Source organism: Alkalihalobacillus deserti (assembly GCF_020734105.1).
GTDB classification, from domain to species: Bacteria; Bacillota; Bacilli; order Bacillales; family Bacillaceae_D; genus Halalkalibacter; species Halalkalibacter deserti.
Genome location: NZ_JAJAFR010000005.1, coordinates 52,899 through 74,609, shown reverse-complemented (window position 1 = coordinate 74,609; position 21,711 = coordinate 52,899). Strand labels below are relative to the sequence as shown.

General features: G+C 35.5%; 20 protein-coding genes and 2 pseudogenes. 12 read left to right on the top strand and 10 right to left on the bottom strand.

What is annotated here, in order from left to right:
• Positions 1-178: 178 nt before the first annotated feature.
• Both LDX58_RS11310 and LDX58_RS11305 read right to left on the bottom strand, forming a co-directional pair.
• A complete protein-coding gene (locus LDX58_RS11310; protein ID WP_227936948.1) occupies positions 179-649 on the bottom strand; it encodes a thioredoxin family protein in 471 nt (156 codons plus the stop codon).
• Positions 646-1,077, bottom strand: coding sequence for a disulfide oxidoreductase (locus LDX58_RS11305; protein WP_227936947.1), 432 nt, complete (start codon positions 1,075-1,077; stop codon positions 646-648). Before LDX58_RS11305 ends, LDX58_RS11310 begins: the two co-directional genes overlap by 4 nt.
• A 562-nt stretch (positions 1,078-1,639) precedes the next feature.
• On the opposite strand from LDX58_RS11305, the gene LDX58_RS11300 reads away from it, so the two are divergent.
• Positions 1,640-1,903, top strand: a complete 264-nt coding sequence (locus LDX58_RS11300) for a hypothetical protein (protein WP_227936946.1) — start codon at positions 1,640-1,642, stop codon at positions 1,901-1,903.
• Positions 1,904-2,508: 605 nt separating this feature from the next.
• Here LDX58_RS11300 and LDX58_RS11295 read toward each other — a convergent pair.
• Complete coding sequence (locus tag LDX58_RS11295) at positions 2,509-3,135, bottom strand: hypothetical protein (protein WP_227936945.1); 627 nt, start codon at positions 3,133-3,135, stop codon at positions 2,509-2,511.
• Positions 3,136-3,147: 12 nt separating this feature from the next.
• On the bottom strand, positions 3,148-4,317 hold the full coding sequence (locus tag LDX58_RS11290; RefSeq protein ID WP_227936944.1) for a ParM/StbA family protein: 1,170 nt from the start codon (positions 4,315-4,317) through the stop codon (positions 3,148-3,150).
• A 671-nt stretch (positions 4,318-4,988) separates the two neighbouring features.
• Here LDX58_RS11290 and LDX58_RS11285 point away from each other — a divergent pair.
• Positions 4,989-6,053 carry a sulfite oxidase gene (locus LDX58_RS11285; protein ID WP_227936943.1) on the top strand — a complete coding sequence of 355 codons (1,065 nt, stop codon included), beginning with the start codon at positions 4,989-4,991 and terminating at the stop codon, positions 6,051-6,053.
• 63 nt (positions 6,054-6,116) lie between these two features.
• Here LDX58_RS11285 and rlmN read toward each other — a convergent pair whose 3' ends face one another.
• Positions 6,117-7,172: a dual-specificity RNA methyltransferase RlmN gene (gene rlmN / locus LDX58_RS11280; protein WP_227936942.1), complete on the bottom strand. Its 1,056-nt coding sequence runs from the start codon at positions 7,170-7,172 to the stop codon at positions 6,117-6,119.
• 322 nt (positions 7,173-7,494) lie between these two features.
• On the opposite strand from rlmN, the gene rsbQ reads away from it, so the two are divergent.
• The 3 genes from rsbQ to LDX58_RS11265 all read left to right on the top strand — a co-directional run bounded on the left by rsbQ (position 7,495) and on the right by LDX58_RS11265 (position 10,333).
• Positions 7,495-8,304, top strand: coding sequence for a sigma factor SigB/phosphatase RsbP regulator RsbQ (gene rsbQ, locus LDX58_RS11275; RefSeq protein WP_227936941.1), 810 nt, complete (start codon positions 7,495-7,497; stop codon positions 8,302-8,304).
• A 19-nt stretch (positions 8,305-8,323) separates the two neighbouring features.
• Positions 8,324-9,535 carry a SpoIIE family protein phosphatase gene (locus tag LDX58_RS11270; protein WP_227936940.1) on the top strand — a complete coding sequence of 404 codons (1,212 nt, stop codon included), beginning with the start codon at positions 8,324-8,326 and terminating at the stop codon, positions 9,533-9,535.
• A 423-nt stretch (positions 9,536-9,958) separates the two neighbouring features.
• Positions 9,959-10,333: a hypothetical protein gene (locus LDX58_RS11265; protein ID WP_227936939.1), complete on the top strand. Its 375-nt coding sequence runs from the start codon at positions 9,959-9,961 to the stop codon at positions 10,331-10,333.
• Between the two features lie 506 nt (positions 10,334-10,839).
• Here the strand turns inward: LDX58_RS11265 and LDX58_RS11260 are convergent.
• Positions 10,840-11,289 (bottom strand): annotated as a pseudogene (locus LDX58_RS11260) (SDR family NAD(P)-dependent oxidoreductase); the annotation flags it as partial.
• A 395-nt stretch (positions 11,290-11,684) separates the two neighbouring features.
• Between LDX58_RS11260 and LDX58_RS11255 the strand changes: the two are divergent.
• Positions 11,685-12,854: an MFS transporter gene (locus LDX58_RS11255; protein ID WP_227936938.1), complete on the top strand. Its 1,170-nt coding sequence runs from the start codon at positions 11,685-11,687 to the stop codon at positions 12,852-12,854.
• A gap of 280 nt (positions 12,855-13,134) precedes the next feature.
• Here the strand turns inward: LDX58_RS11255 and LDX58_RS11250 are convergent, their stop codons facing one another.
• Positions 13,135-13,491, bottom strand: a complete 357-nt coding sequence (locus LDX58_RS11250) for a nucleotide excision repair endonuclease (protein WP_227936937.1) — start codon at positions 13,489-13,491, stop codon at positions 13,135-13,137.
• A 448-nt stretch (positions 13,492-13,939) separates the two neighbouring features.
• On the opposite strand from LDX58_RS11250, the gene LDX58_RS25930 reads away from it, so the two are divergent.
• Together LDX58_RS25930 and LDX58_RS11245 are read left to right on the top strand one after the other, a co-directional pair.
• A complete protein-coding gene (locus LDX58_RS25930; protein WP_265416648.1) occupies positions 13,940-14,074 on the top strand; it encodes a hypothetical protein in 135 nt (44 codons plus the stop codon).
• A gap of 102 nt (positions 14,075-14,176) precedes the next feature.
• Positions 14,177-14,672 (top strand): annotated as a pseudogene (locus LDX58_RS11245) (FecCD family ABC transporter permease); the annotation flags it as partial.
• A gap of 208 nt (positions 14,673-14,880) precedes the next feature.
• On the opposite strand, the gene LDX58_RS11240 reads toward LDX58_RS11245, so the two are convergent.
• Positions 14,881-15,312: a DoxX family protein gene (locus LDX58_RS11240; RefSeq protein WP_227936936.1), complete on the bottom strand. Its 432-nt coding sequence runs from the start codon at positions 15,310-15,312 to the stop codon at positions 14,881-14,883.
• A 260-nt stretch (positions 15,313-15,572) separates the two neighbouring features.
• Here LDX58_RS11240 and LDX58_RS11235 point away from each other — a divergent pair, with 260 nt between their 5' ends.
• Positions 15,573-16,112 carry a helix-turn-helix domain-containing protein gene (locus tag LDX58_RS11235; protein WP_227936935.1) on the top strand — a complete coding sequence of 180 codons (540 nt, stop codon included), beginning with the start codon at positions 15,573-15,575 and terminating at the stop codon, positions 16,110-16,112.
• Between the two features lie 570 nt (positions 16,113-16,682).
• Here LDX58_RS11235 and LDX58_RS11225 read toward each other — a convergent pair.
• Positions 16,683-16,829, bottom strand: a complete 147-nt coding sequence (locus LDX58_RS11225; protein WP_227936933.1) for a lmo0937 family membrane protein — start codon at positions 16,827-16,829, stop codon at positions 16,683-16,685.
• A 307-nt stretch (positions 16,830-17,136) separates the two neighbouring features.
• Between LDX58_RS11225 and LDX58_RS11220 the strand changes: the two genes are divergently transcribed.
• The 3 genes from LDX58_RS11220 (at position 17,137) to LDX58_RS11210 (ending at position 19,720) form a co-directional block, all read left to right on the top strand.
• Positions 17,137-18,204, top strand: a complete 1,068-nt coding sequence (locus tag LDX58_RS11220) for an AI-2E family transporter (protein WP_227936932.1) — start codon at positions 17,137-17,139, stop codon at positions 18,202-18,204.
• A gap of 472 nt (positions 18,205-18,676) precedes the next feature.
• On the top strand, positions 18,677-19,216 hold the full coding sequence (locus LDX58_RS11215; RefSeq protein WP_227936931.1) for a DoxX family membrane protein: 540 nt from the start codon (positions 18,677-18,679) through the stop codon (positions 19,214-19,216).
• A 354-nt stretch (positions 19,217-19,570) separates the two neighbouring features.
• On the top strand, positions 19,571-19,720 hold the full coding sequence (locus LDX58_RS11210) for a hypothetical protein (protein ID WP_227936930.1): 150 nt from the start codon (positions 19,571-19,573) through the stop codon (positions 19,718-19,720).
• A gap of 420 nt (positions 19,721-20,140) precedes the next feature.
• Here LDX58_RS11210 and LDX58_RS11205 read toward each other — a convergent pair whose 3' ends face one another.
• Positions 20,141-21,565 (bottom strand): alanine/glycine:cation symporter family protein, encoded by a 1,425-nt coding sequence (locus LDX58_RS11205; protein ID WP_227936929.1) that lies wholly within the window; start codon positions 21,563-21,565, stop codon positions 20,141-20,143.
• Between the last annotated feature and the right edge of the window lie 146 nt (positions 21,566-21,711).

Sequence of the window (21,711 nt, the reverse complement as noted above, 5' to 3'; positions counted from 1 at the left end):
AAGCGAGTTAGTTGGTATAACAGCTGATATGTATAAAATGGAGGAAGGATATGTTTCAAAGAGTTATGCTACTCTAAATTAATCATTCAAAAATTTTCTAGTCATACAAAATAAGCACCCAAACCATAATGTTTGGGTGCTTATTTTAAATCTAAAACGAGGAAGTTAAAAGCACAAATTATTTTAATACCAATTCTTCAAAAAATTGCTCAAACTCCTCATTTGTTGCAGCACCTACTAGACGGCCCTTTTCTAATCCGTCTTCAAAATGAATAACGGTTGGAGTTGCTGTTAAGTCATATTTCTCCCATCCATCTTCAAATTCCAATAGATTATATTGAACAAGGTCCACCCCTTTTTCATTTGCTATAGGAACTAACCGTGGGGTTGTTTCTTTACAGAACTGACAAGTCGAGCTATAAAAGTAAACCGTTACTGCTTCTTCTTTACTTAACTCATTTTCCAACTCTTCTGGTAAGATGATGTTTTGATAATTAGGATTATCCTTCAACTCAATTGTAGCTGGGTGCAAGGTTTCTTTTCCAAATGCATTACCTTCCGCTTTCTGTGTTTGCTGCAAGTTTGATACAACAGCTAAGGCAACAAATATTAGAATGACCATGCCCCCAAAAATAATAACTTTCTTCATGCAGATTTTTCTCCTTTCGCTTTACGCAAAACAATTAAACTACAAATAAGAATTATAACAAAAGCTGTTAAAGCTAGAAATGGAATCGTCACAAAACCAAACCAATTTAAATATTGTCCTGAACATGGTATGCGCCCACAACTAGGGGCTGATTCCGCCAAAAAGGAAACCTTTTGAATCGCATAATGATAGGCTGATAGACTAAAGCCGATAAAAGATAAGACCGCTGAATAAAGAGCAACACTAGCATCTTTTTTAATAATCCCTACCGCTAAAATAATAATCAATGGATACATAAGAATTCTTTGATACCAGCATAGCGTACAAGGTTCAAAAAGTCTTATTTCTGAAAAATATAAAGAACCCAAAGTAGCAACCAAAGAGGTAATCCAAGCAACAATTGTTATATTTTCAATGTTTTTCCTCATGATTCCATCCTCTTATATAAATTTACTATCCAGACCTCATTATACAAAAAAGGTTTAAATTAAGCTACTTCCTCGCCTTACATTTGCATTTTGGTGACCCCATTAAACCTGAGATATTCACTGCATCTAAAGAAAAAGCAACCTTATTTTAGAAGTGGCCGTATTAAATTGTCACCGAACTCCAATTTAATAGTTGTCAGTTTAAATTTTCAGAAGGGACGTGCTTAACTTGGCTAATTTCACTTAAATGCTTAACGTACAACCCCCTTACAAAAAAAGTAACCTCTGAGTTCGTTAAGAGACAGAAAAAGAAGGGGAGACCAACAAAAAGCAAACAACCTCTTCCCTCCTCCTCCTCTTCTTTAGCTTAAAGTAAACTTCTGATAGACCTAACAGTGGTTTTAGAAATTGGTCGTTTATAATTATTTAGATTTCCCCTCCTTTCTCTTTTAATGCTTCTTATTATCTTATCCATTTATCTTTTCATTGAAAAAAGATGCCTGATGTTATAGATAAAAAGTCGACTTAAAGCACATTATAACTGTGAAAGGAGATGGACTACATGAAAAATAATATTTCCAGCGTACAAACCCAAAATGAAATTTTCCAAGCTCAACAATCGGTTGAGCACGTTCAAAATGCAGTTAGCCAAGCATTGAGTCATCCTAATCAGCAACTAATTGATCAAGCATATCATTCGATTGAAAAAGCAGAGCATGCGCTTAAACAAGCATCTAACTTTGATAATCAAGATGCGGTTCAATTAGTACGGAGCGAGCTTGAACAACAGAAACAAGCTTTGCAAAAGCTACCTAATCAAGACTAAGTTAGCAAGGGCTTTACCTAGCCCTTGCTTTTAAAAAGACTCCGGTTGATCAAAGCCTACTCTTTTTCAACAGCATAAAACGTTGAATATAAGTCTTGAGCCATCTTGCTTAAGTCTAGTCAACTTGACACATGCTAATTGCTCTTCTGAAGACGAAGCAACATTTTGTAAGAGTTCACAGCGGTTCTAACAATAAATAATTTCTATTACTTTCAACCTAATTGGATTAGTTTGAAACTCCGTCACTCACTTTACTAAATTTTAACAAATATTCAACCTGCTTCATTACCAGTGCTACCCCAACTTCTATTGCCTTCATCATCTTGGTCGACCTAAGTATAGCCCTTATGCTTCTACATTTTTGAAGCGGTGAAGGTAATTGCTCCGACTTATTGCCAACGTTTTATTAACCCCCACAAAAATTCTCTACGAACTGAATTTTCATTCTACAATCACTCCTCGTATATTGGCTAAACACCCTTGTTTTAACATACCAATACTTCCACTTTTCGAAATTCAGATCCGAATGTCACATCACTTTGATATATAGAAACAAAAAAACAGACTCACTCGCTTTTTCGCGACCACTGAGTCTGTCCTTGTTTTTACCTATTCATCTGCGCTAAGAAATCACCGAGTACATCTTCTGCATCCTCTTCTTCTATTTCCCCTTCTTTTGGTTCAGTTGAAGATGCGATTTCATCTTTGGCTTTACTCCAATCAAAATTCATCAAATCATCCTCTAAATCATCTTGATCGGTCGTTACCACTTGTTCAACATCCTCTAAATCCGGTTCAATAATCTCTTGAATGCGTTCAGAACTCACCTCAGCATCGAAAGAAATTTCCTTTTGTTCCTGTAAGTACAGAGCCTCATCGATATTAATCGAATTGCTGTTAAGAGCGGCTAGAACAGACGTGGCCCGAACAGGATCAGCTAATAGGTTATAGATAACACTTCCTAATAACGCTTCAGAATGAGAATGCTTAAGCCAGCTACGCTGTTCCTTGCTTAACTGTCTTGGAAGTGGGATCGTAACCGTTTCTTTCTCTCGCGCCAGGGTATTACTAACTCCTTCAATCGTAAATTCAGCGATTTTGCTAGAAAAGTTTCGTCTCTCTGTCTCTTTTAACTTTTGTAATTGTTTTATAATGTGATCAGGTGTATCAGAAGGGAGACGGAATGTAATCGCCTGCCCCCTCTGAATCCCAGTCGTCCCCTTTTTTGTCATGAAATCACCCTACTAGTTTTTTACAGCCTTTTTCTCAGGATCTTTATGATTTTTACGGTCAAACGCTGCAATTAACTTATAATAAGCATTCGCCATCATCCAAATGCTTTCTTTCTCATCTTCAAAAAACCCAATATTATATCCATCTAAATTGTTATTTAATGTTGTTAGGTAATCTTTTAAAACCATTGCACCACCACCAACGAAATAAGCAATTTCCGTTTGGGAATTCTTTTGCCAAACGTTACGTAAATGACGGTATTGTTTTTTCGCAAGCTCTACAAGAATACGATCCGTAATATCGTGAACGCTTGTCCGACTACCTTTAACCATAATATGATTACGATCTTGTTTCTTCGTTAAGATTTCTACTACATCTCTACGGCTATCTAATTCAACACCGTGCTTCGTTCTAATTTCCTCTCTGATTGCTTCTAATGATTCAGATACACCTAGGTTGAAACCTTGTGCTTTGTCATCATCAACATTACGATTTTTAATAACGGCAATATCCGTTGATAGACCACCGATATCTTGAATAATAATTCTCTTATCAACTAAATCTCTATTAATAATGTTTAAATTATTATCCATCACTAAATTAATGTATGCAGCAAATCCTTCAGGGTATACCTTCAACTGATCAAATTTAATATTGACCTTTACTCCTTGGTATTTAGGAGTAACTAAAAATTCAACTTGGTGAACCGAACTTAATAGACGAGACCGGTAGCCAACATCTTTACCTTCTTTTACTTCACGTAATGGGAGCCCTGTTCCAAGTGTGTAATTAGCATCAATAACATTGTTTGTCTTTTTAAAAGCTTCCTTATTTTCTTCTCTCACTGCATCCAATGCTAACGTAGCAAATAACATAACAAGCGTTTGGTCTTCCTCAGATTTACTGCTACCTGGATCTAGCTCTGTAGCATTATCACTTTTCGCTGCTAAATTACCGATACGATAGATAACATTATTTTCTTTTAAAGCAGGGGAGTGGACTCTAATATGTATTCCCTCTAGAGGATCTTTATCGTTTAATTCTTCAATTCCAATAACTGGACGATCTTCTGTATCTCTTGCAATGACATTCGGGATATTTATTTCAAAATCCGCTTTTCCAAATAACGCTTTAATCGAATCATTACCAACATCAATTGCAGCAATCCTACTTTTACTCATACAAACACACCTTCCAATCTAATTATTGGGGTCAAACCAAGTTTTTCCCACATACTAGTAGATTATAGTAGAGTTGTAGATTCGTCAATCATACTTAAGTTGTATGCAAATTCGATTACATGTATACATTTTTGTATACAACGATACAAAACAGTAAACAAGCTGCCATATCAACATGTATACGTTTTTGCATACATGTAAACTATATTGCATACACGATGTATACAATTTGTTTTCTTGTTTACATTTTTGTAAACAATGACTTATTCTCTATTTTATCGACAAAAAACACTCTCCCCTCCCCTACTCCCTCTAAATCTTTAATAAGAAAATCTCTCTAATAATATGATATTAGTTGATTCAAGCTTTTCCTCTCCTCTACCTATTTGCACGTTTCTCTTTAGCAGTTTTAGAAAAATGTTACTCATATGAATAGAAGCATGTAGTAATAACTATACATAACATTACAGATAACCGTTGGAGAGTTATAGGTGCGATTTGAGTTGTTTAAAAACAAGAAATAATGCTTTTTCTGAACTAAATAGGGCCACGAAAGCTACTCGTAACTGAGGATACAAGTAGTTTTCATGGCCCTTAATAAAAATAAACATGAATTTGATATCAAACCGCATAAATATGATTAGTAAATATTTCCTTTTAAGGAGGAAACCATGTCAAATTCACCTGATCGTTTTGTAAAACCGACCCTAACAACACAAAGTCTCAATCCTGATAACAAGGAGACCCCTATTTCATTTATGAACAGCGATCTTATTGGTCAGAAGTTACTTTATAAAAGGAATCATTTTTCTTATCCAACCCTAACTTACTCAAATTATTGGTTACCTATTAATGGATTGGTTACAACACCAAAAGTATTCTCATTACAAGACATTGTCAATTTCCCCTCAAAAACACAGAAAGTAGTTTTAGAATGTGCCGGAAACAAACGCAGTTTATTCACCCCTAAAGTATTTGGTGAGCAATGGGGTAAAGGAGCTATCAGTCAAGGATACTGGACTGGAGTTCCTTTAAAAGACCTATTGCAAACAGCAGGAATCCTTGAAGGTGTTACAGAGGTGATTTTCGAAGGTTATGATTCAGGAAAAAAAACAGACTTGGATCATATTTATTCCTACTCAAGAAGTTTACCATTAGAAAAAGCCCTTCATCCCGATACCCTTATTGCTTATGAATATAATTATCAACCGATCCCTTTCAAGCACGGTTTTCCTTTACGATTAATTGTTCCACAATGGTATGGAATGGCTTCAGTAAAATGGATTAAACAAATTCGTTTGATCAACGGAAAGTTTAAGGGACCATTTCAATCAGTTGATTATGTATTTTATCCACATGTGGATAACGATGAAGACGCCTATCCGGTTACAATGATGCATGTGAATTCAACTATTCAAAAACCATTAGATAGGCAAATTCTAACTACAGGAACCCACCTGATTAAAGGAATTGCCTGGACGGGAAAAGAGACTATTTCAAAAGTTGAAATAAGTACAGATAACGGCGAAACATGGTCAAATATAGAGTTATTAAATAAAGATCATTACGAATGGACCTCTTGGGTATATAAATGGTCGGTGTTAGAAAAAGGAGAATACACGATTATGACAAGAGCAACAGATTCCTGTCACCGAACCCAACCCGATCAGGCCTTTTGGAACAGAAAAGGCTATGGTTATAATGCGATTGATCATATTACCGTAAAAATTGAATAATCTTTTTCTGTTTATCCACATGTGGAAAAAAGCGTTCCAACGACTGGAACGCTTTTCTTCTTACTATTTTGCTTGTTTAATTTGTTTACTTCTTAATTGTCCACAAGCTGCATCGATGTCCGTACCATGCTCAATTCGAATCCCACAGTTAATCCCATTTTTCTTTAAAACATCATAGAAAGCAAGTACAGATTGTTCGTCACTTCGTTGATACTGACTGTGCTCATCTACTGGATTATATGGGATTAAGTTCACATATGCACGTCTTCCACCAATGAGCTCAGCAAGCTCTTGCGCATGCTCTTTCTGATCGTTTACATCCTTTAAGAGAATGTATTCCAAAGTGATTCTGCGATTAGATTTTTCGATATAATAATCAATCGCTGGCATTAATTTACTCAATGGGATGGCCCGATTTATTTTCATAATTCGAGTGCGTAACTCATCATTTGGTGCGTGCAGGGAAATCGCTAAGTTGACTTGTAATTTCAAGTCGGCAAACTCATAAATCTTTTCAGCAAGACCACTCGTTGATACGGTAATATGCCTTGGACCAATCTCAAGACCTTTTTGATCCTTAACGATTTCTAAGAAATCAACCATGTTTTTGAAGTTATCAAATGGCTCGCCGATTCCCATTATGACAATATGGCTCACTTTTTCGCCCTGACCGACTTGATCAAGGTGGAGTTGAACCTTCATAATTTGCTCGACAATTTCTCCGCTTGATAAGTCCCGATCCTTCTTTAGCAAACCACTAGCACAAAAGCTACAACCGATATTACAGCCAACCTGTGTCGTCACACAAACCGATAATCCATATTTATGGCGCATTAGTACCGTTTCAATCAAACTTCCATCCTTTAAATTAAATAAAAATTTAACTGTTCCGTCCGCTGATTCTTGCTTCGTATGCTCAGTTAACGTTTGTATAGAGAAATGCTCTTGTAATAATTGAAGACAATCCTTATTGACATCTTTCATTTCAGAAAAATCAGTTACTCTCTTTCTATATAACCAATCCCAAACTTGAGCAGCCCGTCCTTTTTTATGTCCACGTTCTAACAACCACGTAGTTAACTGTTCAGATGTTAACCCATAGATCGATTCTAAATTCATTGGATTACCCTTCTTTCAACCTTTAAAATGTGATTCTATCCTTAACAGATTGTTTTATTATTGTCGCAAATTTAACTGAGTTAAACAAGGTTTGACCATCTCTTGCCCTCAAGCATGAACATTATATCTACAATTCATTTAGATAATCATACTATTTCCCTCTATATATCCAAGCCTTATTATATTACAATTTAACCAATAGATCTTTTGGTAACACCCATATGGAACAAGTTTCCTATGTTAGGATCATGCGAAATACAATGAAATACATAAACATTAATAAAATTGAATGGTTTTAATTACCAGACAAGGAGTTCTATATATGGATCATATTTTAACTCGCAATCATGTTCAGGTTACAGGTAATGGGACTCAATCGATGATATTTGCTCCTGGATTTGGCTGTGATCAAAATGTTTGGAATTTAGTAGCAAAGGCATTCGAAGATGATTACCGGATTATTTTATTTGACTATGTTGGTTCTGGGAATTCAGACATACTTGCCTATGATCCACTCAAGTATAGTACTCTAGAAGGTTATGCTCAAGATGTACTAGATGTATGTCAAGCGTTACATGTAAAAGATGCGGTATTTGTAGGACATTCCGTTGGTAGTATGATTGGCATGCTCGCCTCCATTCAGCAACCAGAGCTCTTTTCGCATCTGATTATGGTAGGTCCTTCTCCTTGTTATCTCAACGATCCTCCTCTTTACACAGGAGGCTTTGAGAGAAAAGATTTATTAGGATTAATCGACATGATGGAAAAAAATTATATTGGTTGGGCCCATATGTTTGCACCTACTGTTATCGGCAACTTAGACCAACCTGAGCTTACTCAAGATCTAGTGAATCGTTTTTGTTCAACCGATCCAATCATTGCTCGTCAATTTGCTAAGGCTACTTTTTTTGCAGACAACCGTGAGGACTTAAAAAAAGTCAGTGTTCCTTCGCTCATTTTACAATGTTCAGATGATTTTATTGCTCCACCAGCAGTAGGTCAATATGTTCATCAACATATCCATAACAGCACCTTGAAATCGATAGAAGTAACAGGGCATTGCCCACATATGAGTCATCCTGATGAGACTGTTCAATGTATAGATGACTATTTAAATCAATTCAGTAGATAGAATAAAATGGGGTGATGGAATGGATGAGCAATTGAATGAAGCACCGTGTGGCTTTTTAACACTATCAGATGAAGGCATAATCGTGTCAATAAACCAAACGTTACTTAAGTTATTGGGATATCGGCTTGATCAACTGCTTGGACAAAACATCAACTGCATTCTTTCAGTTCCTGCTCAAATGTTTTATCAACTTTACTTTTTCCCTCTTGTAAAGGTAGAAAAACAAGTAGAGGAAATGTACATTTCTCTCCTCTCAAAAATGGATGAGGAAATCCCTGTCCTCCTTAATGCACGTAGAAGTGACCATGAAGGGGTACCGCTTAACGAGTGTGTACTGATGCCAATGCATAAAAGAAACGAATTTGAAAACGAACTGCTTAAAACAAAAAAAGAGGCCGAAGAAGCATTAGCCGCTAAAAATAAAGCCAATGCAGAGTTGGAAATAGTCCTACAAACGCTACAAAAGAAACAAGAAGAGTTATTAGATCTCAATCAACAAAATCAAAAATACAAGATAGATACAGAAAAAGAGTTAGAACTTGCTAGAAAAATCCAAGAGACATCGTTAACGGCTCCGATTCAAAATGAACATCTTGAGGTTGAATCTTTTTATAAAGCCTCAAGTGATCTATCAGGCGATATGTACGGGTTTTATCAGATTGATTCACATCGATATGGAATTATCATTTTGGATGTGATGGGACATGGGATTTCTTCAGCATTGGTATCAATGTCATTACATTCCTTGTTTCAACGATTAATTTCAATTGGTTTTTCACCAGAAATTGTCATGAAAGAACTAGATCATCATCTACACGATTTGTTTCAAAATAACGATGAGGCGAGGCACTACTGTACCGCTATTTATTTTTTAATCGATACGAATAAACAAGAGATTGAATATATTAATTCAGGCCATCCCCCTGCCTTTTGGCAAGATCCTAATGGCATACAGCATGAACTTTTCTCTATGACACCTCCAGTTGGATTAATTGAAGGCATTAAGTTTAAAACAAATACGTTTACCTATACAAAAGGCGGCCGGTTACTTCTTTATACTGATGGCGTCACAGACCCTCTTGGATTTAACCATTTACAATCGATATTAAAGGAAAACCAAAAAGATTCGTTAGCTGAATTAAAAGATCGTATTTTAAAATCCCTTCATCACAAAGAACACACTTATCATAAGAACGATGACCAATGTTTCATTTTAGTTGACTTTAAGTAAAGAGGATGCCTCAAGCAGCTTAGAAAAGCTTTTGAGATATCCTCTTTTTACTAGTATCGATTTGCTTCGAGCTTGTTCAAAAAGAGAAGACCGCCCTTTTTCTGTCATTAAACTTAGAGAGCAAGTCTTTCATACTATATTCAACGTATCTATGTATCATAAAATCGATATTTCATAGTATTAAAGACTCATCCAAGCTATCAACTATAACCTTTACTTGGAGAGTTGGGTTGAAGATGAACGTTCCTATTAAATTCTTGTTAATCTTGCAAATAACATATATCATTTACTTAATAGGAAAAGATTGGAGGAGAAGGTATTGATCATGAAGGCCTCGCTATGAGTCTTTACAATTAAAAATTCTTAAATCTTTAAATGTCCGTATGAAGCTGTTAGCAAAAGAAAGAAATAATTATGTGAATCTTGAAAAAGGCTACAAAGATAGCAGAAAAACTATTATCTACTCATTTAAACGAGACACCTTACTTGCGGTTACCTGACTATCACTTTGATCAACTTGAAAAAGGTATTTGTTGTCCTATTTGTCAAACATTTTATACTACCTTTACTTATACTTTACTATGTTCTGTCTGCGGTGGTGGAGAGGAAAAAGATACCGCTGTATTACGGGCCGTTGAAGAATATAAACTTATTTTTCCAACTAGCAAAATAACTACCAACATTATTTATGAGTGGTGTAACAAGATTTTTTCTAAGAAAATCATTCAAAAGATTCTTTCGAACAACTTTAAACCTACAGGTAAAGGCAAAGCTTCTTATTATGTAAATATTGATTAATCAGTAATATAAAAGCGGTGTTCCTACTCATTTCTTAGATTCCTTTCATCTTTTCATTACTGCTTGCACGGTTTCACTGGTTTTAGGCTTTATCCCCAGTCTTTAACGACCGCTCCTTCCTTTTTCACTGATTCCGGGCTTTATTCCTCTTCTTTAACGACCGCTCCTTCTCTTTTTCACTGATTCCGGGCTTTATTCCTCTTCTTTAACGACCGCTCCTATGCTTTTCACTAATTCTTGGCTGTCTTCCTCTCCTTTGAAGCCTTCTCAAACCTTATAAACTAACTTAAGCCTTACTTCAACACAAAGCGCATACATTTCATCTGTCAAGGGTTCTACCAACTTACAATTACTCAGAGTGAAAGCAAAGGCAAGATGCCTTTGCTAATCTATTTAGGTTTGAAATTTCAAGCTATTCTATTAATCTTTAGCCATATAAACACACATACTCAGCTTCAGCTGCGTTTCCTAGGTGCTTTTTCCGGTTATTTACTCCACTTTTTTTACTATTGAGCTGTATATCCACCATCAATGATTAAAACCGTACCCGTAACAAAGTCGTTCTCACTTAAAAACACCATCGCATGGGCAATTTCATCCACACTGCCAAGTCTACCAACTGGATGGTTTGCAACAAGGCCATCATAATAGTCGCCAAGTGCTTCCTTGTTAACCATTCCAGTTTCTACATAACCAGGACAAACAGCGTTCACTCTAATATTTCTCCCCGCATACTCATGTGCAAAAGACTTTGTTAAAATATTTACAGCGCCTTTACTGGCATTGTAGGCAAATACCCCAGCTTGACCAACGGTACCTAAAATAGAAGAAGTGTTTATTATAGAACCGCCTCCTGTTTTAAGCATTTCCACAATCGCATATTTAGCAGCATAGAATACACCATCTTGATTAACTGCAATGACTTTTTTGTAGTCTTCAGTAGACAGTTCATGTGTTTCTACCTGTTACAATCGCAATCTTACCGTTTAAATTAGTCATTAGAAAATCCTTCCTTATTTTTCGACTATTTCGTAAGTTTATCTATCCCAAGAATATCATTACAGTAGTCAGAAAACTGTGAGGAATGTCACTACGACTTTATTATATGGGACGGAAAAACCTAGGAATTTGGAATTTTGCTGTTATAGTAAAAAAGAGGATTTTTTCTTGAACTATCTAAAACGAATATAAAATTGATCGGATAGAGTCACTCAAATATCATTAAAAATCTTACAGTCGACATCTCATCCCTACCCGCTACACTTATTACACAACAGAAAGCGTTGTAATATGTTAAAATAACAACATTAAAACACCAAAAATCAGCAAGGAATCTGGAGTGAACATTATATTGGAAACAAAAAAAGCATTACCTGTTTTATTTGCCGTTATGTTTCTCGTCATGGTCGGGTTTGGGATCATTATTCCTGTGATGCCGTTTTACGTAGAAGAAATAGGCGCTTCTCCGACACAATTAGGGTTATTAATGGCCGTATATTCTGTCATGCAACTTCTATTTGCGCCGATGTGGGGACGAGTCTCTGACCAAATTGGGCGAAAGCCTGTGATGATGATTGGTATTTTTGGATTGGCATTATCCTTTTTCTTAATGGCCGTCTCCTCCACCCTATGGATGCTGTTTGCGGCAAGGATCATCGGAGGATTTTTCTCTTCTGCTAATATGCCAGCTGTTATGGCGTATGTAGCAGATATTACATCAGAGGAAGACCGTGGGAAAGGGATGGGAATCATTGGGGCCGCTATCGGTTTAGGATTTGTTTTAGGCCCGGCTATAGGCGGAATCTTTTCTCAGTCTGGTTTAAGCATCCCTTTTTACATAGCTGGTGCATTGTCTATTATTACGTTTCTATTTGTCATGTTCGTGTTAAAGGAATCTTTAAGTCCGGAACAACGCAACAAGCAGTTAAAAGAAAGAACTCCCTTGCTCCATGCTCTTAAAGGTCCTGTTTCCATTCTTTTCATTCTGCAATGGTTTGTCTCTTTGTCATTAGCTGGTCTAGAAGCGACCTTTGCTTATTTTGCTTATGAGAGAGCTAATTTAGGAGCTGTCGAGCTAGGTTACATCTTTATGATAATGGGGCTCTCAGGAGCGATTGTACAGGGTGGACTTGTAGGAAGATTAACGAAGAGATATGGCGAAGGATTAGTCATTCAGATTGGGATTGTGATTTCTGCCGTAGGCTTTTCCCTTATTTTATTGGTTGATAGTTTTTTAACGGCCGCTCTTTATTTGACGATTTTCGGGGTCGGTAACGGCTTTATTCGCCCGAGTGTTTCATCCTTGCTAACAAAAGCATCACCAACCGGATATGGCCGTACAACAGGGCTATTATCTTCTTTTGATTCACTTGGTCGAATCATCGGTCCTCCACTTGGAGGTTGGCTCTTTACGATTGCGATTGGGCTACCTTATATTTTAGGAATCGTTTTATCTGTTTTCGCCTTACTTTTATATCAAATTTATAAAGCAAAAACGAAAAGTTCCGTTCCAAGCACGTAAAAATTTATACGATTTTGACGTTTAAAGGTCTGATCTAAGAAGGGAATTTTCTTAGGCCAGACCTTTTTGCTGTTATCCTCAACGTTTCTGCTAAAGGAAACCAAGCAGTCCATCTACAAAACACGGTAGTAACCACCCGACTTCCTCCTTTTATTAAGGGAGGGAAGAAAGTGTGTAGTTGAATCGTCATACTTTTTAGGACATTACTTACGCTTCGATAACAAAAAAGCAATAAGCATCGTCTAACGTGACTGCACTCATTGCTTTTATATTATTGGTTTTATCTAAAAAATACTTTATCTACATTGTGTTTTGCCTTGAGTTCATTAATAATATACGTTTCATAGATCTCTCTATCAACAGGATCTTCAATCAAACAAACGTCAATTTTAGTAACTTCATCTCTATGCATTCTAATCGCGGATACATTATCCTCAAAATGTTTTTTTATTCTTGGTCTTAACTTCCTTGCCTTACCAACAAACAATAGTTCCTTGTTGTCGTTATAAAACATAAAAATACCACCCTTATCTCTAGGAATTAGGTGAAAGTCAGTAAATCCATAAATATTACTTAACTCTGGATTATCCTGTTTCGTAATGGTGACATTCGGTGTTGGAATCGTTATGTTTATCACTTAAGCTCACTTCCTCTTTCTATGCTGCTGTAAATACTATCATAAGTCTACATGTATTACCATTTTATGATACTTCTCAATGCAATGTCTATACAATGACATCTTCAAAGTGTTACCGAATAATTTCTTTTATTTATAATACCCACTTCTCTCTTTATTAACCTAGAAATACCACACAAAGCCCCCTATTTTTCACGTTTTCGCATCAATCAATGATTCATTACTTAATTTCAAAAATAGTGACAAAATACTTTATGCGCTTTTATCGATCATTTGTAATAAGTGACCTTAAATTCGCTTCTAACTGCACAAAACTAAAAAGTATTCATACGATTAATTCATTTTCAATTAAATCACTCGAATTTGTCCCTCTTAAGAAAATAAGGAGCAATAAATTGGGTAAACTACACAAACATAATGATTTTATTACCTTGGAGGTAGTCATCTAATGAAAGATAATAAGAAGGAAACTAACAAATTCATTTCTAATGAAGCCATACGTGGCAAGCCCTATTTAGATATTGACCGTGTTATCAATGAAGGCAAAACTGGAGGTGCGCTTTACAGGAAAAGAGATACGTAGGGCATTCTTAAAATTCATGAAAAGAAGGTTGATAACCTTTTTTTTCATGAATTTTTCTTGTTTGATCTGTACATTTACACTGTAGTTTATCTAATCAATTGTTTTAAAGAGGAATTTGTGTTGTATTCCGTTCGGTTACCAAGAATCATCGTTACACTATTAGTAGGAATGGCACTTGCCTTATCTGGTGCTATTTTACAAGGAATTACCCGAAATGATTTAGCTGACCCAGGCATCATTGGGATTAACGCAGGTGCTGGAGTAGGTGTAGCCGTTTACTTTTTATTTTTTCTCATTAAAGAAGGGATGTTTGTTTATTTACTACCCGTTGTGGCCTTTGTCTCTGCTTTTGACGGCCTGTGCTATCTATTTGTTCTCCTATAGCAGAACTACAGGTCTTCAACCAGTTCGTTTGGTGCTAACAGGTGTTGGATTTTCTATGGCGCTATCAGGTGTCATGATCCTTCTCTTTTCCTCCGTCGATCCTTTTAAAGTCGATTTTATCGCTAAATGGTTGGCCGGGAATATATGGGGCTCTGATTGGCCATTTATTTGGGCCATCCTTCCTTGGTTAGTGGTCCTTATTCCGTTTACTTTGTCTCGTTTATAGACAAAGTTAATACTTTAGATGAACCCCCTTGAGAAATTATCATTCAAGGGGTTTTGTGGTATCTGTAAAAGACCTCACTTACTTATGAGAAGGTTCTCCGTAACTTATTTAGGATTTCTACGCCTTTTACAAAAACAAAGCACTACTCCTTGTAGAGTAGTGCCTAATTGAAGTCTTATCTTTTTCAGTAGAAATATTAAGCTACTTTATTGTTCTCACTTTTATTCGTTTGCTTATTGAAAATCAATTGATCAAGCGCAAACATTTTACTACCATTGATGGCAATAAATACAGCCATCGCTAAGAAAGCTAAATCTAATTCATACCCAGCCGTTTGCCCATCACCTAAAAAACCAGCAGCTAATTTCACTTTAAAAATAGCTCCAATCATAACTAGTGATAATAAAACAGACACGATCCTAGTACCTAAACCAATGACTAATGCGAATCCACCAACCAACTCTATTAATGCTACAACATAGGCCAATCCACCAGGTAAGCTAATGCTATCAAACCATCCAGCAATGTTTTCAATTCCGCCTTGGAATTTAACTAATCCGTGTATAAAAAAACTCATTCCTAAAATAACTCGTAACATCAACGTACTTGCCTCAAATTTATTTATCATTTTAGCTCCTCCAAATTTATTATTTTTAACATCAACCGCCCAATACTCGCATCGTTTTTAACAATCAATTCAGCCAAAGCGACTAAAATTTCCACACAGGAAAACTTTAGATAAAAAAATAACCATATAACGACTTTAATTAGTTTCTTTATACGAATATTTATTATCTATAAGTTAACAGCTTTCGTTGTAGATTGTCAACCTTTTTTTTGCTAAGATAGAATTATGTTTTTTATTAAGAAACATTAGAGGTGAATAACTTGGAATTAGGATCAAAAATTCGTGCGATACGAAATAGGAAGAAAATCACCATTGCTCAAATGTGTGAAGGTACTGGACTTTCAAAAGGATTTATCAGCAATGTCGAAAACAATAACACCTCTCCATCGATAAACACGTTACAAACAATATCAAGTTTTCTTGATGTACCTTTACCCTATTTATTGTTAGAAAAGAAACAGCATATGCGGGTAGTTAGAAAAACTGAAAGAACATACTCTACCTTTAACACCTTGAAAATAGAGCATTTAACATCCAAAGGTGGGCTAAGAATGATGCTAGTTGAATTTCCTCCTGGTGCTTCAATGGGTGAAGCAAATGCCCACGAAGGAGAGGAATGCCATTTAGTATTAGAAGGAAAAGTCTTTGCAGAGCAAGGCGAAGACTCGATGATTATTGAAGAAGGGGATTCCTTCAGTTGGAACGCAAGTGTACCGCATTTCGTTAAAAATATTGGAGATGGAAAAGCGGTCGTGTTAATTTCAACCTATTCAGATACCGAACTTAATGACGTTCTTTAAGAATTGTCAAGCCAAGGTTCCTGACAGCCTTCGAAAACGGCGATCAGGAACCAAAGCATTTCTCCTAAAACAGGAGAAAAAAGACGGGCAAAAGATTCCTTTGTTCTTAAGATGAGCCGTGGTTCCTTATAAAGGAGCCGTTAAAACTACTACTATCGAGTAAGTCTTCCTTATCCATCCTTTGCCTTCTCACACAATAAATCAATGATTTCTTGACCAATTTGACCCGAGCTAAATGTGATAAGCTTTGTTGAGTTTCGGTAAGGTTACTCCAGTGAGAAGATAAAGAAAATGTAGCCAACGATTGGAAAGAAGAAAAGCATATAAATCCAGAGAAGCGTTCTATAGGATGAACGGTTTTCTAGCATCAGTACATATGAAATAGAAAGAAGCGAAATGACTTTCACATTGCTTGAGTATCCATAAAAAAAGCAGAAAAGTAGAATGTATTCTAGGACTAAATTACAAGTCCGCTTTATCTGAATTCCTCTATTCATTTTATGAGATTTAAGTTTAGAAAAAGCACCATGTAAAGATTGGTGCTAAGACATTCATTCGATGTAATTTTTTCTAGAGAATTTTCTTACCTTGAACAAGTCGCACAATAATTAGGATTAAAGCGACCGCTAGTAAGATATGAATAATATTCCCCAAAAACCCTGCTACTGCACCTATTAACCAAAGTGCTAGTAACACTAAAATAATTGTCCAAAGCATTTGAATTCCTCCTCCAACTATTATTAAATTAACAATGTGTTTAATAGCTATGTACCCATCAATGATCCGATTAAACTTAGTTGCCATTCTATTTATAAGAAAAAACAAAAAATAAGCTTGATCATACTCACGCTGCAATAAGCCATGAGATGAAAATTGGAAATTTTTTTGGTATGCTTACTTCTGCTTATTCTCTCCTCCCCCCTAATTTCAAAAATGCCTTGTTATTTTGCCTTTTTACGTGTATTTGACTCTATGAAAGGGAAAGGAACATAAAACTAAGTCAATCAACCTTAGGGGGGCTATTATGTGGATTAAACACCCATTCTTCAAATATGTATCTGGTATCGCTTTGGTGTTATTAATCACCTACTTATTAGGAGAAATTCAATTTATAGTTAGTCCAATTAAACATTTCATTACAACCCTTTTTTTCCCTTTAATTTTTGCTGGCCTTTTGTACTATATATTAAAACCAGTCGTCCATTTTCTTTCAAAAACTAAATATATTCCGCGAACATTAGCCATTTCACTTGTATTTTCAGTAATAATAGGGGGGATGGTTGGAGGAGGATTTGCTATAGGTGGAACCATTGAGAATCAGGTTATACAATTCGGAGAAGAGATTCCAGGAATAATAGAACAAAATGAAGAACAGACAAAACAAATTATTAATAAAAATAATTTTGGCCTTTTTTCTTATGAAGAAGTAAAACAAAAGCTCATTACTTACATAGGAAACCAAATTGAAAACTTAAATGATGATGTAGCTAATATGTTATCAACACTCACTAACTTTATAACTGTCATGATACTTGTTCCATTTATTTTGTTTTACTTTTTAAAGGATGGTCACCGGTTATTGCCTTTTCTTTTAAACTTCCTACCTGAAAAACATATGGAAGAAGGAAAAAAGTTACTTTATGATATGGATAAGACACTATCAACATATATTTCCGGACAAATGATCGTTGCAGTTGTGAATGGTGTGCTAATGTACATTGGCTACCTTATAATTGGCTTAGACTATGCTTTAGTATTAGCATTTATTGTCGTAATCACAGCAGTTATTCCGATTATAGGTCCAGCGTTAGCGATACTACCGGCAATTGTGATCGCTCTTATGAACGACCCCTTTATGGTCGTCAAGATTTTGATTCTATTAATCATTGTCCAACAATTAGAAGGAAACTTTGTTTCGCCACGAATCATCGGAAACAAACTATCAATACATCCATTGACCGTTATATTATTATTACTAGCGGCTGGGAGTCTATATGGATTTATTGGTATTTTAATTGCTATTCCTGTCTATTCTTTACTAAAGGTAGTAGTTAAAAATTTATATCGTTTCTATCGGCTACGACTTGCTTAATAAAAGGTGCCTGACGCTATAACCAGCGTTAGGTTAACCAACATCTTGAACTGCTTGTTAAAGCATCTGGACATAGCAAGGATTATGACAGGTATGTGATTACCATTCGGGTAGTGGTAATCATATTGTTGCTTTATCACTATTTATGTTACGGTTCAGCGAATAACATCTAAACATAAAGTTTTTATATTCATATAACTAGCATCCCAACAATATTGTGAGATCTAAATAATCAGCTCGGAATGCATTTAATAACACATATATGTAAATAGTTATTTACATTATTTTTTGCATTTGGTAAACTTTTTAATACAAAGGAAACATTTTAACCTATAAGGCATATGATTCATTAAATAAATAAGAAATAAAATTCTATCCTAAAAAAAGAACTTCCCAAATTTTTTTACCGAAAAAGTTTCCCTATGGCAAAAAATATAACTTAGGGAAAAATAGAACTAAGGAGGAGTAGTAAATGACATTTGTAAAAAATATAAGATTGTTTCCAGCTTTAATCGTTTTAATGCGTTTTCTTTTTGGAATAGGATGGTTATTAGCAGGGGTAACTAAACTTACTGAAAAATCATGGTTTAAAGAACCTGGTTTATTCTTGAGAGAGTATCTGATGGCTTCCTTACAAAATTCTAATGTCCCAATCTTTTATAAAATTTTCGTGGAGAATGTAGTTTTAGAGCATGTGATGATTTTCAACTATGTTATACCAATTGCTCAAATTATACTTGGCCTATTTCTAATAGTAGGTTTATTCACCATACCTTCTATCCTTATTTGTCTCTTTATGCACATTAATTTTATCCTTTCTGGAAACATGAATGTAATTAGCCTTATCCTTTATACAAATGCATTTTCATTAATTATTTTCAGAAAAAGTATCTATTACTTCAGTCTTGATAAATATTTTAATTTAGAAACTTTATTTGGTATTAATCTAAACAAAAGAGAAACAACCGCCTCTTCACCTTCAAAAAAAGAAAATTTACTTAGTAACTCCTAAATCATATTAATTAAATATGTTTATTAGCATTATAGTAATCCAATAAAGCAAACCAATAATATTCGCTAATACAAAACCATATAATAAAATTCTGGTAAACTTCAATATTATTACTCCCTTACTTATTAATCTTATTAATCTTATTAATAACCCTTAATAATTGCATTCTAAAGTCACTTTATTTTATCAGCTTTGTCCTATTTATGGTACGATTCACTGTAATGAATCTAAATGAGGTTTCTATTATCTTTTAACTTATCAATAACGTATAAATAGCGTATTAAAACTCCCAAATAACGTAGCAATAGCGTATAATTAGATTATTAATTAATATATTAAGGATGGTGAAATGATTTGTACCAGCTTAAATTTAGTTACTCGCAATCAATTGTAAAAGACTTGATGTCAATAGAACGTTCTCGTGCAATCGTTGAATTAGTGCCTATACCAGCACATATCGAAAGCGATCTAAAAGAACAAGCTAAATTAAAAATGAAGCTATAACAAATAATAGCAGTAAACCTCCACTAATTGCGAAAACAGGTCAATCCATTTTTGACTTGTCACTAAGTAATTTCATATCAAGTATCTCCAATCCATTTTTTAGTTACTATGATAATCATGACACTATTGAACATTCCGTCAGTAAAACGGTCATATAATCTGTTAGCTATCAATTTGTTAAGATCACTTTTGTGAAAGGCTACTTACTGAGAAGTCACTTTAATGCTTTAAGAGCTTGTTCAGTTAAATAGTAGATAAAGTAGTGAATATCTATTCAAATTTATTATAACTTCTATACTACCCGAAAATCTGTCATTAAAAAGGGATTGAGATACAACATTTCACTAACGTCCCACGTATTTTACCCTTTCATCAACTTGAAAAAAGGTCCTGCCTAAGTAGCAGAACCTTTTATTGCTATTAGCCGACTTTTTTCTCTACAGACCCCGCTATTTTCGCATTTTCATAGAAATTAGTGAAATAATCATTTGTCTCCGCTACGACGACTTTCCAAAGAAGAAGAAGCGCAATTAAGTTTGGAATCATCATTAACGCATTCGCCATATCAGCAAATGCCCAGACCGTTGCAAGGTTTGCAACTGTACCAAGACCACAAGCGGCGATGTAAACAAGGCGGTAACCGGCAATTCCTTTAGATCCAGCTAGATATTCAAAGCATTTTTCCCCGTATACATACCAACCAACAATCGTTGAGAAACCGAAGAAGATGACCGAGAAGGAGACAATATATTCACCAGCTACACCAAGAACAGAAGCAAACGCTGCACTCGTTAATGCTCCACCCTCAAGTGATGCTTCATGAGTTACGCCAGACAGTAAGCCACCAGACGGATCCCAGAAACCTGTAATGAGAAGGGTTAGACCAGTCATTGTACATACAATAATTGTTACGATAAATGTACCAGTCATCGCGACAAGAGCTTGTTTAACAGGATGATCTGCACGTGCATTACCAGCAATCAACGCTGCAGTACCTAGACCTGCCTCATTTGAGAAGATACCACGAGCAACCCCGTTACGAATGGCCTCGGAGACAACAACACCTAGGAAACCACCGGCTGCCGCTACAGGGTTAAAGGCATAATGGAAAATAAGCTCAAAAGCTGGAATAATCATATCAAAATTTAAAATCAGAATTAATATAGCTCCACCCATGTAAAGGAAAGCCATAATCGGGACAAAGAAACTTGCGACCGTACTAATGCGTTGAATCCCACCAAAAATAATGACACTAACAAGCACTACTAAGATTAAGCCTGTTACCCAGTTTGCCATTCCAAAGCTATTACTTGTTACATCAGCAATGGTATTGGACTGCACACTGTTTCCAATACCTAAAGCGGCAAACGCACCAAATAAGGCAAAGGCAATAGCAAGTAATTTATATTTTTTCCCAAGCCCGCGTTCAATGTAATACATCGGACCACTTGAATATTCACCTTGGTCATTCTTTACACGATATTTCACTGCAAGCAAGGCCTCTGCATACTTTGTAGCCATCCCTAGTAAACCAACAATCCACATCCAAAAGATGGCACCAGGGCCACCAAGTGTGATAGCCGTTGCGACACCCGCAATGTTCCCGTTACCAATTGTCGCAGCAAGTGCAGTCATAAGGGCCTTAAAATGACTTACATCCCCTTCAGCAGCTGCATCCTTACTATCCTCTTTCCCAAATCCAATTTTGAATGCATAGATGAGACGGCGGAATTGCAAGCCTTTTAAAACAAAAGTTAAAAATAAGCCTGTCCCAAACAATAAAATTAAACTCGGTGGACCCCATAATACATTGTTAATTTTCCCTAATATTTCTAAGACCTCCATACCACCACTCCTAATAGATAACGCTTTCAATATATGATAATACATTTATATGTGTTATTCTAACATAATGTAAGAAGCTTATGTTTGTAAACATCCACAAATTGTAAGCGCTTTATTTGTGTTTTATAAACAAAGACTATTTTTTT

Coding starts and splice junctions, on each gene's coding strand:
- rsbQ (WP_227936941.1), top strand. CDS start 7,495: ATGGATCATATTTTAACTCGCAATCATGTTCAGGTTACAGGTAATGGG.
- LDX58_RS11285 (WP_227936943.1), top strand. CDS start 4,989: ATGTCAAATTCACCTGATCGTTTTGTAAAACCGACCCTAACAACACAA.
- rlmN (WP_227936942.1), bottom strand. CDS start 7,172: ATGAATTTAGAATCGATCTATGGGTTAACATCTGAACAGTTAACTACG.
- LDX58_RS11220 (WP_227936932.1), top strand. CDS start 17,137: ATGTGGATTAAACACCCATTCTTCAAATATGTATCTGGTATCGCTTTG.
- LDX58_RS11225 (WP_227936933.1), bottom strand. CDS start 16,829: ATGCTTTGGACAATTATTTTAGTGTTACTAGCACTTTGGTTAATAGGT.
- LDX58_RS11215 (WP_227936931.1), top strand. CDS start 18,677: ATGACATTTGTAAAAAATATAAGATTGTTTCCAGCTTTAATCGTTTTA.
- LDX58_RS11300 (WP_227936946.1), top strand. CDS start 1,640: ATGAAAAATAATATTTCCAGCGTACAAACCCAAAATGAAATTTTCCAA.
- LDX58_RS11240 (WP_227936936.1), bottom strand. CDS start 15,312: ATGATAAATAAATTTGAGGCAAGTACGTTGATGTTACGAGTTATTTTA.
- LDX58_RS11295 (WP_227936945.1), bottom strand. CDS start 3,135: ATGACAAAAAAGGGGACGACTGGGATTCAGAGGGGGCAGGCGATTACA.
- LDX58_RS25930 (WP_265416648.1), top strand. CDS start 13,940: ATGAAAGATAATAAGAAGGAAACTAACAAATTCATTTCTAATGAAGCC.
- LDX58_RS11305 (WP_227936947.1), bottom strand. CDS start 1,077: ATGAGGAAAAACATTGAAAATATAACAATTGTTGCTTGGATTACCTCT.
- LDX58_RS11270 (WP_227936940.1), top strand. CDS start 8,324: ATGGATGAGCAATTGAATGAAGCACCGTGTGGCTTTTTAACACTATCA.
- LDX58_RS11290 (WP_227936944.1), bottom strand. CDS start 4,317: ATGAGTAAAAGTAGGATTGCTGCAATTGATGTTGGTAATGATTCGATT.
- LDX58_RS11310 (WP_227936948.1), bottom strand. CDS start 649: ATGAAGAAAGTTATTATTTTTGGGGGCATGGTCATTCTAATATTTGTT.
- LDX58_RS11205 (WP_227936929.1), bottom strand. CDS start 21,565: ATGGAGGTCTTAGAAATATTAGGGAAAATTAACAATGTATTATGGGGT.